13 protein-coding genes are annotated in these 14,664 nt (G+C 48.0%); all 13 read right to left on the reverse strand.

What is annotated here, in order from left to right; translation table 11 throughout:
- Positions 1 to 83: 83 nt before the first annotated feature.
- Positions 84 to 3,335, reverse strand: a complete 3,252-nt coding sequence (gene icmF, locus D2910_RS12180) for a fused isobutyryl-CoA mutase/GTPase IcmF (protein WP_117313678.1) — start codon at positions 3,333 to 3,335, stop codon at positions 84 to 86.
- A 6-nt stretch (positions 3,336 to 3,341) separates the two neighbouring features.
- Entirely contained in the window at positions 3,342 to 3,983 is a 642-nt protein-coding gene (locus D2910_RS12185) for a TetR/AcrR family transcriptional regulator (protein ID WP_084244210.1), read from the reverse strand.
- A 14-nt stretch (positions 3,984 to 3,997) separates the two neighbouring features.
- Positions 3,998 to 5,137 (reverse strand): acyl-CoA dehydrogenase, encoded by a 1,140-nt coding sequence (locus D2910_RS12190; protein ID WP_117313679.1) that lies wholly within the window; start codon positions 5,135 to 5,137, stop codon positions 3,998 to 4,000.
- 16 nt (positions 5,138 to 5,153) lie between these two features.
- The gene (locus D2910_RS12195; RefSeq protein ID WP_117313680.1) at positions 5,154 to 6,290 is read right to left on the reverse strand and encodes an acyl-CoA dehydrogenase; all 1,137 of its coding nucleotides are present in this window, start codon (positions 6,288 to 6,290) and stop codon (positions 5,154 to 5,156) included.
- A gap of 17 nt (positions 6,291 to 6,307) precedes the next feature.
- Positions 6,308 to 7,159: a 3-hydroxybutyryl-CoA dehydrogenase gene (locus tag D2910_RS12200; RefSeq protein WP_101801414.1), complete on the reverse strand. Its 852-nt coding sequence runs from the start codon at positions 7,157 to 7,159 to the stop codon at positions 6,308 to 6,310.
- A 2-nt stretch (positions 7,160 to 7,161) separates the two neighbouring features.
- Positions 7,162 to 8,355: an acetyl-CoA C-acetyltransferase gene (locus D2910_RS12205; protein ID WP_117313681.1), complete on the reverse strand. Its 1,194-nt coding sequence runs from the start codon at positions 8,353 to 8,355 to the stop codon at positions 7,162 to 7,164.
- 471 nt (positions 8,356 to 8,826) lie between these two features.
- Entirely contained in the window at positions 8,827 to 10,971 is a 2,145-nt protein-coding gene (locus D2910_RS12210) for a (Fe-S)-binding protein (RefSeq protein WP_117313682.1), read from the reverse strand.
- A 253-nt stretch (positions 10,972 to 11,224) separates the two neighbouring features.
- Entirely contained in the window at positions 11,225 to 11,908 is a 684-nt protein-coding gene (locus D2910_RS12215) for an alpha-ribazole-5-phosphate synthase (protein WP_199172777.1), read from the reverse strand.
- Positions 11,898 to 12,383, reverse strand: a complete 486-nt coding sequence (locus D2910_RS12220) for an ECF transporter S component (RefSeq protein WP_101801411.1) — start codon at positions 12,381 to 12,383, stop codon at positions 11,898 to 11,900. Before D2910_RS12220 ends, D2910_RS12215 begins: the two co-directional genes overlap by 11 nt.
- Before the next feature lie 2 nt (positions 12,384 to 12,385).
- Positions 12,386 to 12,976 carry a cob(I)yrinic acid a,c-diamide adenosyltransferase gene (locus tag D2910_RS12225; protein ID WP_101801410.1) on the reverse strand — a complete coding sequence of 197 codons (591 nt, stop codon included), beginning with the start codon at positions 12,974 to 12,976 and terminating at the stop codon, positions 12,386 to 12,388.
- Positions 12,948 to 13,376: a bifunctional adenosylcobinamide kinase/adenosylcobinamide-phosphate guanylyltransferase gene (locus D2910_RS12230; RefSeq protein WP_101801442.1), complete on the reverse strand. Its 429-nt coding sequence runs from the start codon at positions 13,374 to 13,376 to the stop codon at positions 12,948 to 12,950. Before D2910_RS12230 ends, D2910_RS12225 begins: the two co-directional genes overlap by 29 nt.
- A complete protein-coding gene (locus D2910_RS12235; protein ID WP_240633621.1) occupies positions 13,328 to 13,858 on the reverse strand; it encodes a histidine phosphatase family protein in 531 nt (176 codons plus the stop codon). The genes D2910_RS12230 and D2910_RS12235 overlap by 49 nt, the downstream gene beginning before the upstream one ends.
- A gap of 26 nt (positions 13,859 to 13,884) precedes the next feature.
- A complete protein-coding gene (cobS, locus tag D2910_RS12240) occupies positions 13,885 to 14,655 on the reverse strand; it encodes an adenosylcobinamide-GDP ribazoletransferase (protein ID WP_117313684.1) in 771 nt (256 codons plus the stop codon).
- Positions 14,656 to 14,664: the final 9 nt, after the last annotated feature.

Raw genomic sequence — 14,664 nt, forward strand, 5'->3', positions numbered from 1 at the left:
TCGCGCATAACTTCCAAAACTCAGCGAATCCAATCATGAAAAACCCGCCTGCAAAGAATGCAAACGGGTTCTCACATGAAATTTTACATATTCCGGCGATATTGGCCGCCGACTTCGTATAATGCAGTCGTAATTTGGCCAAGACTTGCCACTTTTACAGTTTCCATCAACTCTTCAAAGATGTTGCCGCCAGTTTTCACGACGTGTTTCAAGCGGTCAAGCGCTTCGTCCGAATCGTTGCGCTCCTGGAAGGCACGCAAATTGGTGATTTGCGTTTCTTTTTCTTCTTTTGTGGCGCGGGCGATTTCCATCGCGTTGATGTCGTCGTCCGATTGCGGATTCGGGTTCAGGTAGGTATTGACTCCGATAATCGGCAATTCGCCTGTGTGTTTCTTCATTTCGTAATGCATCGATTCTTCCTGGATCTTGCCGCGCTGATACTGTGTTTCCATAGCGCCAAGTACGCCGCCGCGGTCGTTGATACGGTCGAATTCCTGCAATACAGCTTCTTCCACCAGCTGCGTCAATTCTTCGACAATAAATGCCCCCTGCAGCGGATTTTCGTTTTTCGACAAGCCATGCTCTTTCGTGATGATCATCTGGATCGCCATTGCGCGGCGCACAGATTCCTCAGTCGGAGTCGTGATGGCTTCATCGTAAGCGTTGGTATGAAGCGAGTTCGTATTGTCCTGCAGCGCCATCAATGCCTGAAGCGTCGTGCGGATATCGTTGAAGTCGATTTCCTGTGCGTGCAGGCTGCGGCCTGAAGTCTGAACGTGGTATTTCAGTTTCTGGCTGCGTTCATTGGCGCCATATTTATCGCGCATAACGATAGCCCAGATGCGTCTTGCGACACGTCCGATAACCGTGTATTCCGGATCCAGGCCGTTCGAGAAGAAGAACGACAAGTTCGGTGCGAAGTCATCGATGTTCATGCCGCGGCTCAAATAATATTCCACATAAGTGAAGCCGTTCGACAGCGTGAAGGCCAATTGTGAAATCGGGTTTGCGCCCGCTTCCGCGATGTGATAGCCCGAAATCGATACAGAATAATAATTGCGCACTTTATGGTCGATGAAGTATTGCTGGATATCGCCCATCATACGCAATGCGAATTCAGTCGAGAAGATGCATGTGTTCTGTCCTTGGTCTTCTTTCAGGATATCCGCCTGAACCGTTCCGCGGACCACTTGCAGTGTTCCTTCACGTACTTCGGTGAATTCTTCGACTGTCAATGTGCGGCCGAGTTCTTCTTCACGTTTCTTGACTTGCTGATCGATTGCCGTATTCATGAACATCGCAAGGATGATCGGTGCCGGCCCGTTGATTGTCATGGAAACGGAAGTGGACGGTGCACAGAGATCGAAGCCGTCATACAATTTTTTCATATCGTCCAGCGTACAGATGGATACACCCGACTCGCCGACTTTACCGTAAATGTCGGGACGGTGGTCCGGATCTTCCCCGTAAAGTGTTACGGAGTCGAATGCCGTGGACAGACGTTTTGCGTCGTCGTCTTTCGACAGGTAATGGAAGCGGCGGTTCGTGCGTTCCGGCGTCCCTTCACCTGCGAATTGGCGTTTCGGATCTTCTCCAGCGCGTTTGAACGGGAATACGCCAGCCGTATAAGGGAATGAACCCGGTACGTTTTCAGCGTAAACCCAGCTGAGGATTTCTCCGTAATCGACGAATTTCGGCAATACGACTCTTGGAATCTTCAGGCCGGACAAGCTTTCCGTGCGCAAAATCGTACGGATTTCCTTGTCGCGGACAGTGGTCACGAATTCGTCGCCTGTATAGGCTTCTTTCAATGCTGACCAGTTTTCAAGAATGCGTTTTGATTCATTCGTCAGCTCATCGCGAATGCCATCAGCAAGAGATTGGAGTGAGTTGACCAGAGCATCGTCCGGTGATTTCTTCTTCACTTCGTCGATGGCGCCTTCCAATTGGAAGAGGCGGCGGGCGAATCCTGCCTGCTCTTTGGACTTGGCATGGTAGCCGCGGACAGTATCCGTCAACTCACGCAAGTAATAGCGGCGGTCATTCGGAATGATGAGATTCTCTTTTTGGGTTTTCGCGAATTTTTCATAATCCGTTTCCCAGTCGGTGCCGCATTTTTCATTGACGGTCGCAACCAAAGCTGCGAACAAAGAGTTTGTCCCTTTATCATTGAACTGGCTGGCGATCGTGCCATATACCGGCATTTTGTCCAATTCATCATCAAAACGCATGTGGCTGCGCTGGAACTGCTTTTGAACCTGGCGCAACGCATCTTCAGAGCCTTTACGCTCGAATTTATTGATGACAATCAAATCTGCGTAGTCAATCATGTCAATTTTTTCCAACTGAGAAGGTGCTCCGAATTCACTAGTCATGACGTACATTGAAACGTCCGAGAAGTTGGCGATTTCAGCATCCCCTTGTCCGATACCGCTGGTTTCCACGACAATCAGGTCGAAACCGGCCGCTTTGATGACGTCAAGCACGTCTCCCAAAGCTGCGGACAATTCTGTGCGTGAGCCGCGGGTTGCCAGACTTCTCATGAAAACGCGTTTATTGAAGATGGCGTTCATGCGGATCCGGTCACCAAGCAAGGCTCCGCCTGTCTTTTGTTTAGTCGGGTCGATTGAAAGGATTGCAATGTTTTTACCCGGCAGTTCAGTAAGGAAACGGCGGATCAATTCATCCGTCAAAGAACTTTTCCCTGCTCCACCCGTTCCGGTAATGCCCAGGACAGGTGTATTTTTAGACTGGTTTTTCACTGCATCCATCAATTCGCTTGTATCGCCGCCTCGTGTATGCGCTTCTTCAGCGGCAGTAATCAAGTTCGCGACAGTAACCGGATTTTCCGGTGACAGGTTTTCGACAGAAAGGTCCTCTTTGACCGTCGAAAAATCACATTCTTCCACGATTTCCGTGATCATTCCCTGAAGGCCTTTTTTGCGGCCGTCTTCCGGCGAGAAGATGCGGGCTATGCCGTATTCGTGAAGCTCCATGATTTCGCGCGGAAGGATAACACCGCCTCCTCCGCCGTAAATGCGGATATGCGGAGCGCCTTTTTCCTGCAATAGATCGTACATATATTTGAAATATTCGACGTGTCCGCCCTGATAGGACGAAATCGCGATTCCTTGCACATCTTCCTGAATTGCCGCGTTCACCACTTCTTCAACCGAACGGTTATGTCCGAGGTGGATTACTTCCACGCCGCTCGACTGGAGGATACGGCGCATGATGTTGATTGATGCGTCGTGTCCGTCGAACAACGCTGAAGCCGTAACAAAACGGATATGGTTTTTCGGCTGGTACGTTTTTGTTTCCTGGATTGTAGCCATGTATGTTTAGCCCCCTGATATCGAGATTTTTTCTCCTGCCATCCCCTGCAGAAGGAACTTCGTTTGCATTGCGATGAATTCCTGGATGGTGAAATCGCGCAAGGCCCAGCGGCGGAATGCCCACATCTGGCCTTGGACGAATAAATGATGGGACGCCAAAACGATTTCCTTTGGTGTCAGATCCACTTGCCCGCGTTCTGCGCACTCGGTCAATAAGCGCTCGAAAAGGGAAACCATTTCCGTTTCCTTTTTCAGCACGTATTGAAGCGCGTCCTTTGGCAATGACTTCGACTCCTGGTACATGACGACGAATTCATCCTGCATATCGTCGATCAGCCCATAATAATGTTCAAGTGCCGTAATCAGCACTTCCAATGAACCGTTTTCCATGTCAATCGTCGCCAGGCGTGAATGCACTTCATCATAAATCGAGTCACAGACCAAATAGAGCACATCTTCTTTTGTCCGGATGTATTCATATAAAGTGCCGATGCTGAAGCCCGCTGCTTTGGCGATTTCTCTGGTAGTCGTGCGGTGAAAGCCCTTTTCTTTAAAAAGCGTGACAGCGCCGCGGATCATCTGCGCTCGGCGCTTTTCGATCAGGGTTTCATCTTTCACGGAAGACTGTATTGCACGCTTTTCATTCATAGGCCTGCCTCCGATTATTTAGTGACCATACGGGAAATGACCAGACGCTGGATTTCCTGTGTGCCTTCATAGATTTGAGTGATTTTCGCGTCGCGCATGAAGCGTTCAACCGGATAATCTTTCGTGTAGCCGTAGCCGCCGAATACTTGCACCGCTTCAACAGTGACTTTCATCGCTGTATCGCCGGCCATCAATTTAGCCATAGCTGATTCTTTGCTGTAAGAGTATTTATTCGACTCAAGCCAAGCAGCCTGGTAAGTCAATAAGCGTGAAGCTTCGATTGAAGTCGCCATATCCGCCAACTTGAATGAAATCCCTTGGTTTGCAGCGATCGGCTTGCCGAATTGCTCGCGCTCTTTCGCATAATCGATTGCAGCGTCCATAGCGCCTTGTGCGATTCCGACTGCCTGCGCAGCGATGCCGTTGCGTCCGCCGTCAAGCGTCTGCATTGCGATTTTGAATCCTTGGCCAAGTTCACCAAGTACGTTTTCTTTTGGCACACGGCAGTTATCGAAAATGATTTCAGTTGTAGGGCTTGAACGGATGCCGAGCTTCTTCTCTTTCTTGCCGACAGAGAATCCTTCGAAGTCTTTTTCTACGATGAACGCAGTCGTCCCTTTATGTTTAGAAGTCGGGTCCGTCACTGCGAACACGATATAGATATCCGCGATGCCGCCATTTGTGATGAAGATTTTAGAACCGTTAAGGATCCAGTGGTCGCCGTCTTCTTTGGCGTTTGTTTTCATGCCGCCTGCGTCAGATCCTGAAGCCGGTTCAGTCAAGCCGTAAGCGCCGATTTTCGACCCTTCCGCCATCGGACGAAGATATTTCTGCTTCTGTTCTTCCGTTCCGAATGTGTATACCGGCCATCCCGCCAGTGAAGTATGTGCAGAAAGCGTTACGCCTGTAGATGCGCAAACGCGCGACAATTCTTCAACCGCGATGCAGTACGCCAAATAGTCGGATCCGATTCCGCCGTATTCTTCAGGCCACGGAATCCCTGTCAAACCAAGTTCAGCCATCTTGTCGAATAGTTCGCGGTCAAAGCGTTCTTCTTCGTCGCGCTCTTCTGCTGTCGGCGCCACTTCTTTGTTTGCAAAATCGCGTACCATTTTACGGATCATTTCATGTTCTTCGCTTAATTTAAAATTCATTGTCATTTTCCCCCTGCTATTTTAATAGTTGCTTGCTGATAACGATTCGTTGAATTTCACTTGTGCCTTCATAGATTTCCGTCACTTTGGCGTCGCGGAACAAACGCTCTACCGGATAATCTTCTGTGTAGCCGTAGCCGCCGTAAACCTGGATTGCTTCGATCGCAACATCCATGGCAGCTTTCGATGCGAACAACTTCGCCATCGACGCCTCTTTATTGCAATCCTTGCCTTCGGAATAAAGGCTGGCAGCATTGTAGACGAGCAGTTTCGCAGCTTCGACTTGTGTCGCCATATCAGCAAGCTTGAACGCAATGCCTTGCTGCTGGGCGATCGGCTTGCCGAATTGCTCACGCTCTTTGGCATAGGCAACTGAATACTCATAAGCAGCTTCTGCAATACCCAGTGCTTGAGCGGCGATGCCGATGCGGCCGACATTCAAGTTGGCCATGGCGATGCTGAAGCCTTTATTTTCCTGGCCCAACAAGTTTTCAGCCGGGACACGCATATTGTCGAACGTAAGCTGTACAGTCCGCGAACCGTGCATGCCCATTTTCTTTTCGTCCTTGCCGATGATGAGGCCAGGATAATCTTTTTCTACAATAAACGCGGAGATGCCGCGTGAACCGGCTTCGGGTTTTGTTGACGCGAAGACGATATAGGTATCCGCCTCGCCGCCATTCGTAATGAACACTTTTGAACCGTTCAATACATAATCGTCGCCGTCACGGACAGCTCTTGTCTTCAAGCTTCCTGCGTCGGAACCGGCAGCCGGCTCCGTCAGGCAGAATGCGCCAAGATACTCGCCGCTGGCAAGTTTCGGCACATATTTAGCAATCTGCTCTTCCGTCCCGAAATGCAGAATCGGATTTGTTCCGACCGAAGTATGGACGGAAAGAATGACGCCGATGACGCCGCTTGCTTTCGATAATTCATGGATAGCAGTGATATAGGAAGTGAAGTCCATTTCCGAGCCGCCGTATTTTTCAGGAGCTGTAATGCCCATCAGGCCAAGTTCGGCCATTTTTTTTATAATTTCACGAGGAAATTCGCCTTCTTCCATCTTTTCGATAAAAGGTGTAATTTCTTCTTTTGCAAAATCACGCACCATATTGCGCATCATAATTTGTTCGTCTGTGAAGTGTAAATCCATTGCGGGTTCCCCCCCGGTTAATTGTATTCGTAGAATCCGCGTCCTGTTTTCTTGCCAAGCCAACCGGCTTTCACGTACTGGCGCAGTAATGGGCTCGGGCGGTACTTGCTGTCGCCAAAGCCTTCATGAAGAACTTCCATAATGTAGAGGCAAGTATCGAGTCCGATGAAATCAGCCAGCTCAAGCGGCCCCATCGGATGGTTCATGCCCATTTTCATGATGCTGTCGATCGCTTCTTTCGTTGCCACACCTTCTTGAAGCGTAAACACGGCTTCATTGATCATCGGCATCAGGATGCGGTTGGACACGAAGCCTGGGAAATCATTGCATTCCACCGGTGTTTTCGATAGTTTCAATGTCATTTCTTCGATTGTTTTATAAACTTCGTCAGTTGTTGCGAGGCCACGGATGATTTCAACCAGCTTCATGACAGGCACTGGGTTCATGAAATGCATACCGATCACCTGCTCCGGACGGTTCGTCACGGCAGCAATTTCCGTAATCGGAAGTGAAGAAGTGTTTGTCGCCAGAATCGCATGTTTCGGCGCCACTTCATCAAGTGTCTTGAATATGCTGTGTTTGATTTCCATATTTTCAACAGCCGCTTCGATGACGATATCGACGTCATGTGCATCTTTCAAATCAAGCGAAGACTTGATGCGGCCAAGAGTTGCTGATTTTTCATCTTCTGTCATACGGCCCTTTTCCACATTGCGGGAAAGGTTCTTCGTGATATTCGCGATTCCGCGATCATACGCTTCCTGCTTCATATCATTCAGTTTCACATTAAATCCTGCCTGTGCGCAGACTTGCGCGATGCCTGAGCCCATTTGGCCGGCTCCGATCACCATTACGTTTTGAATTGCCATTCTTATTTTGCCTCCTTAGGTACTTCGATCATGATTGCATCGCCTTGCCCGCCGCCTGAACAGATTGCTGCGATACCGATTCCGCCGCCGCGGCGTTTCAGCTCATACGCTAATGTCAGGATGATGCGTGTACCGCTAGCCCCGATCGGGTGTCCAAGTGCTACAGAGCCACCGTTGACGTTCACTTTTTCCGCGTCCAATCCAGCGATTTTCGAGCTCGCCAGTGCTACAGCTGCGAATGCTTCGTTGATTTCGAACAAATCGATGTCATCCAATGATTTGCCTGTCTTCTTCAATAATTCGTTGATGACAAGACCCGGTGTTTCCGGGAAACGATGCGGTTCAACAGCTACTTCTGTGTGGGAAAGCACATAAGCGAGTGGCTTTTTGCCATCTTTCTGCGCGCGTTCTTCACTCATCAGGATAAGTGCAGCCGCACCATCATTGATTCCTGGAGCATTTCCCGCAGTGATCGTGCCGTCTTTGCCGAATGCCGGTTTTAATTTGGATAAGGATTCTGCTGTCGTGCCTTCACGCGGCGCTTCATCGACTTCCACTTTAATTGGATCGCCTTTACGCTGCTTCACTTCGATCGGTGTGATTTCTTCAGCGAACATATCTTTCGCTTTGATTGCGCGTTCATGTGAACGGACAGACCATTCATCCTGTTTTTCACGCGTCAAACCGTGCTCTTCTGCCGTCGAGTTTCCGTATGTGCCCATGTGGACTTTATCCGGATGGAATGAACACGACAACCCGTCATGAACCATGCCGTCAATCATTTGCGCATCGCCCATGCGTAAGCCCCAGCGCGCTTTCGGCAAATAATAAGGCGCGTTCGACATGGATTCCATTCCGCCCGCAACGATCACTTCTTCGTCACCAAGGCGGATGATCTGATCAGCCATCGTTACTGAACGAAGACCTGATGCACACACTTTATTGATAGTTTCTGATTTAACGTTATATGGAATGCCTGCTTTATAAGCGGCTTGTCTTGAAGGGATCTGTCCCTGGCCAGCCTGCAGCACGTTGCCCATGATCACTTCCTGGACATCTTCCGGCTGGATATTTGCACGGTTCATCGCTTCCTTGATTGCTGCAGCTCCGAGGTCACTTGCTGTCAACGAGCTCAGCCCGCCTCCGAATTTCCCGAATGCTGTTCTTGCACCATCAATGATAACTGTTTTTGCCATGATAAATTCTCCTCCCATGTTGTAAACGTTTTCAATTGAAATAAAAAAATAATGGATGTGGCTTATTTCCTGGAATCGACGATAAACGGTTGAAAACCGACGATAAATGATGAAAAATCGACGATAAACTTCTGAAAATCGACGATAAACCTTCGAAAATCGACGATAAATATCCGAATCGCTGATAAACCTTTAAAAATCGCTGATAAACCCAAAAAAATCGCTGATAAATTTTTAAATGCCTCACTAGCTTCAGAGGGTTACCGTTTCTAAAGTTCGATCCAATTTAAACTTTGCTCCTGCATCGCTCTGCTCCGCCTCGCTAGCTTCGTCGCAAACCAAATCGCCGGATGATGTCCGGCGTTTTGGTTGACTGAACGCTCGCTCGACAAGTTCTCGTGAAAAAAGGGAGCTTTTACACTCCCTCCTCTTGTCTTTCATATTATAGAATTTTTCCGCTTTTAGCAATCTTTATTGAACAAGCTGTTCTTCCGGCATTTCAGTTTCTTTGCCGAAGATGGACATTTCAAGCAGTTCGGACACGTCATAAGTGCCTACTGTTTCTTCAACTTCTTTCGCTTTCGTTCCATCTGACAGCATTGTCAGGCAGTACGGACAGCCGGAAGAAATCATTGTAGGATTCACTTCGAGTGCCTGTTCGGTGCGGGCAACGTTGACGCGGTGTCCAGCGTCTTCTTCCATCCACATCAATCCGCCGCCGGCGCCACAGCACATCCCGTCCTGGCGGTTACGGACCATTTCAACCAGTTCGACGCCTTCGATCGATTTCAGGATCTCACGCGGTGCGTCATATACATCGTTGTAACGGCCAAGGTAGCAGGAATCATGGAACGTGATTTTTTCATGTACCGGGTATTGCGGTTTCAGCTTGCCTTGCTGCAATAGTTCAAACAGCATTTCGGTATGGTGGTAGACTTCAGCCTGGAAGCCGAAATCAGGGTATTCGTTTTTGAAGATGTTGAATGCGTGCGGATCGATTGTAACGATTTTCTTGATGTCCGCTTTCTCGAACTCTTTGATGTTCGCTGTCGCAAGTTCCTGGAACAGGAATTCGTTGCCGAGACGACGCGGTGTATCTCCGGAGTTCTTTTCTTTATTGCCAAGAATCGCGAATTTCACTCCTGCTTGATTCATCAGACGGGCGAATGACAACGCAATTTTTTGAGAACGGCTGTCGAATGAACCCATTGAACCAACCCAGAACAGGAATTCGAATTCTTCGCCGGCTTTGTTCATTTCTTTTACAGTCGGGATATGAACGTCTTCACGCGCATCTCTCCAGTTTTCTTTATCTTTACGGTTAAGGCCCCATGGATTACCCTGCTTCTCGATGTTTGTCATCGCGCGCTGAGCGTCTTTATCCATTTTCCCTTCAGTCATGACAAGGTAACGGCGAAGGTCGATGATTTTGTCGACGTGCTCGTTCATAACCGGACATTGGTCTTCACAGTTACGGCAAGTTGTACATGCCCAGATTTCTTCTTCTGTGATAACGTCTCCGATAAGGCTTGGGCTGTAAAGATCATCGATGTTTACGCCTTCAGCACCAGCAGCCATTGCCAGCTGGTTTCCTTGCGTGTTGCTGAATGCCATTGCCGGCACCCAAGGTTTTTTCTGGGTCATCACTGCACCCGTGTTCGTCAAATTATCACGAAGTTTTGTAATCAGGTCCATCGGCGACAGCATTTTCCCTGTACCTGTTGCTGGACACATATTCGTGCATCGACCACATTCCACACATGCGTAGAAGTCGATCATCTGCCCCTGGTTGAAGTCTGTGATCTTTCCGACACCGAATGAAGGCATGGCGTCAGGATCATCTTCATCCGCTTCTTCCATCTCTTCAAAGTTGATCGGCTTCAAGCGGCCGACGTGATCAACGCGGTGGAACCAGGTGTTGACTGGTCCGAAGATCAAGTGAGCGTGTTTTGATTGTGGTACATAAACAAGGAATGTTAGCAGGAACAATAGATGTGCCCACCACATAATATAGAAGATCGTTGCAGCAGCTGTTTCAGGAAGGCCTGCGAAAACCATAGCGAATACAGATGCTACAGGCTCGGTCCAAGCTGTCGGGTGATCTTGCCAAACCATTCCGGCGCCATTGCCGACTAGGACTGTAACCATCAAACCGCCGATGAAAATCAGCACAAGACCGGATTTCCAGCCGCGTTTCAAGCGAACCAATTTTTCAATATAACGTCTGTAGAACGCCCACACGACGGCAACCAGAATTGTCAAAGTCACAATCTCCTGGAAAAACGTAAATGCTGGGTATAGCGGGCCCAACGGTAAATGTGATCCTGGCGATAAGCCTTTGATAATAAAATCGATAGCACTTGCCTGAACTAATAGGAATCCGTAGAAGAACATGACGTGAATTGCTCCACTTTTCTTATCCTTCAATAATTTCTTTTGACCAAATACATTGACCATGACTTTGCGGACACGTTCGTTGAAATTGTCCTCAAACTCCACTTTTTTCCCCAATTGGATATAGTCATAGCGTGACTTCAGCAAATAAACGAATAGGTAAACCGCGTATATCGTCACAGCCAGGAACAAAATCCAGTTTGCAATGAGCAATGGCTCCATTGGTACTCCCCCTTAAAAAATATATTCCAAAAAATCCTTATTCAAAGTTTACGTGAACTCCCATCGAATGTCGATGCTTAGTTCTATATTAAAATATGAATGAGCATTCAGTCAATAGTTCTATTGAAAGGGTTTTCATTCTATACATATTTAATTTCACTATTTTCTTCTTAATTAATAAAATAAAACCCGTGGAGCAAGGCAAGAATTCCACCTTACACCACGGGTACAGTTTATATGTTCATGTCTCGTTTCATATCTTATCGAAATATACCGGGTAGACCGGTGACTCCAGAAAATCCATCACCGTTTTAGTGTTTTGAGGCATAGTGCCCAACAGCACCGATGTGGCCGGTCCACCAGATGCGAGTAAATCGGGCCCCTTTTCAAGCACTTTAATTGTCCTGTTGAGCATCAGATCCACTTCAGCAGCAATACCTTTTGAACCCACCGGCCAAATCCGATGGATGAGTTTCCGCTTCATCAAATCATTCAGCTTTTTCAGATCTGCTATTTTAGCGGGATTTTCCAGCACATCTTTTCCGGTTAGCGGCTCACCATAGACGACCCATTCAAGATTCGATTCCTCTCTTTCACCTTCCTGCCTGCCAATCATGGTCACAGCAAGAGCCGATTGCAAGGTTTGCATATTCGTTTCAGAACTGCCGGAAATTGATGGCTTGGGCAAACCGGCTTCATAAAACAGTTCTTCAATGCCGGCAACGTATGGTTCCCAGTGTTCCGCTCCACTGAAATTATGCAGTAAAACGGCCTGTGGTTCGCTGCCGGCTGCCCATTGTTCCAAAAGAGCCACCCGCGCTGCGAATTTCGCTGTAATAGGATCGGGTGCTTTAACTGCATCCAGACGTTTTTGACCAATTGCTGCTGAATTATCTGTGGTAATGACCATTCCGTTCAAAATGATTTCATGACGCATGGTTCGTTCTCCCGGCTTTTATGCGCAATAAATAGGGCATAGCAGCCGCTGCGGCAGCAGCATTCACTGTTGCTGCCAAAAGAAGTGCCGGTACCGTCGCGTAGAAGAAAGCGGGCGACATCAAAAAATAGAATGGCACAGCTGCTATGACGCCATTGAAAAAGATGAAGGCTAACCATTTTATCCGATCCATTTCTGCTGCATGCAATTTTGCAAACAGCCAGACGATCATGCCCATTTCAGCAGCTATCATGAGATGGAATGGGCCGAGTGGCATGCCTCCCAGAAATGCTGACATCATATGTCCGAAAATCGCAATCAACGCTGCAAGCGGTGCTGAAAAAAACAGCACCGCCAGCAATGCAGGCAACGAATCCAGCGCAATCGATGCAATGCCGAGCGGTATCTTAATCATGCCGCCTACTGCAGATAGACTGATGAATAAAGCTGCCAATGCCAATTTTCTAACACCCATTTTTATTCCCCCTGCTTTTTGGCGCGACCGCCGCCTTTGAAAACTTTTGCACTTCTGACATATTCATTATCCGGTACACCGTTGCGTGAATTGACTACACGCGCTGCCGCAAACAGATAATCCGATAAGCGGTTCAAATAGCGCTGCACCACTGTCGGGAATTCTTCGCCGGATTTCATCAACGTAACCGTCTGCCTCTCTGCACGACGCGTGATGGTACGTGCTATATGAAGAGTGGCAGCTGCCGGAGAACCTCCTGGCAGGATAAATCGTTCCAGTAAGGGTGGCTCATCCATCAAATCATCGATTCTTTGTTCCAGAACTTCAACCGGTGCTTCTGTCATTTTAAATTGAGGATTCGGTCGAACGTCGGCCAAATCACCGCCACAGTCAAAAAGTTCATTCTGGATGGCTTCGAGATCTGTCAGCAGGTCTTCGAATAATGATTTGTCCAATTCAGTCATGGCTTTCCCGATAAACGAATTCACTTCATCGATGGTTCCATACGCTTCGATGCGCGGCGCATCTTTATCTGCTCGTGCCCCGATCAGACTGGTTTGTCCCTTATCCCCTGTTTTCGTATAAATTTTCATCTTGATCCGCCCCTTTGATTGTTTGTGGGATGCCATACCAAATGCGGATGACACCTTTTGCTTCTTTGAAAAGGAATTGATAGATCCTGCCAATTACATCGCGCATTTGGCGCTCCAATGCATCCATCGGTACAATTCCCCTATTCATATCCGTGAGAATCCATATATAGTTTGAACTTGTGCTCCGAAGACAGATTTCATTGATTTGCTGCATGATCTGCACTTCCGATTTCTTTAAAAGCAATTGCTGCTCCACCCATTTTTCCAAGCCTGCAATGACTGCAGACTCTGCTGAAGTATCCGGCAGCGTTCCTTCACACCAGCAGTAATCGCCTACTGTCAGATTTTCTTTTACATATTGCCTTTTGCCGTTAAAGGCACCACCGAATATGATTTGCATATTCTTTCCTCCTCGAATGCTTGCCTGCTTTGCCAGGAAATTGAATGACAGTCTCCGTGGAATGCTTGTTGCTCACGAAAAGTTTCTTTTTTGGCACGCGCCAATAAATAACGGATCGGGCCGCCATGCATGATGATTGTAAATTCATTGCCTGCCGGAAGTTTGCTCAAAGCCTGAGAAATCCGCAGCTCAACCTGGTGAAGGCTTTCGCCGTCCGGAGGTGTCACTGAATAAGGATCATCAATCCACTTCCGGTAAAGCGGTTCACTTTTTAATTCTTCATAGGTTTTCATTTCCCATTCCCCGAAATTGCATTCACGAAAGTCCGGGTCTGCCCGGTAGGCAGCGTTCGGAAAAAGGATGGAAGCGGTTTGGCGGCAACGCAGCAAATCACTTCCCCATATTTCTCCGCTTTTCAGCTGTGCCTCAGTTTCAAACGGTAAAACAGCTTCGTCTGTCCAGCCGATATACTTTTTTTCCAAATTTCCAGCCGTCGGCGCATGCCGAATTAAATGAAGAACAAAAGGAGTATCCATAGGAGCAGTTCCATCCCTTCGATATAGGTGCCGAACAAATCACCTGTGACGCCTCCAAAATGTTTCATGCACCATTTCCGATAACATAAAGAAGCAACTGTAAATGTCAGTATAATCACAAGTGTCAATTGCCAGCCCACCAGCATTGCTGCGGCTGCCATAATCAGAACGAACCACAAGTAGCCCCAGCGTGCAATCTTCCGGTGATCGGTTTTACTTTGGAAAAAAGCGGCGAGTCCAGAACTTTTGGCCGATTGTGTCGAACTGAAAATCAACAAGAGACCGATCCGGGAAGTTGCGGGGATGAACAAAATCATCCATAGCGAGACTGTCAGTGCAGTTTCTGAAACGATGATCAGTTTCCCGGCAATCATTACGATGAGTGCCATAGCACCGAAAGCGCCAATGCGGGGATCGCCCATGATTTCCAGGCGCTTCTCTTTTTCCTTATAGGAGAAAAAGGCATCTGCCACATCAGCCAGCCCATCCATATGAAGTCCACCACTCAATGCCAGACTTAAAACCACCAGTATTAAAGCCAGCAGCAAAGATCCGCTTGAAGTCGTTTCCCTGATCAAAAGAGCTGTCATCGCCAAAATGCCGCCAAACAAAAGTCCGAGCATCGGCAAAAGGATATACATGGCGTTGAGCTGCGCTTTTTTCATCGGTAAATTCTTTTTCACTGGAAAAGTCGAGAAAAACTGCAAAGTCAGCAATAACCCTATCCCAATATGCTTTGCCATCGTCTCTCC

The organism is Planomicrobium okeanokoites (assembly GCF_003428875.1).
Classification (GTDB): domain Bacteria; phylum Bacillota; class Bacilli; order Bacillales_A; family Planococcaceae; genus Planococcus; species Planococcus okeanokoites.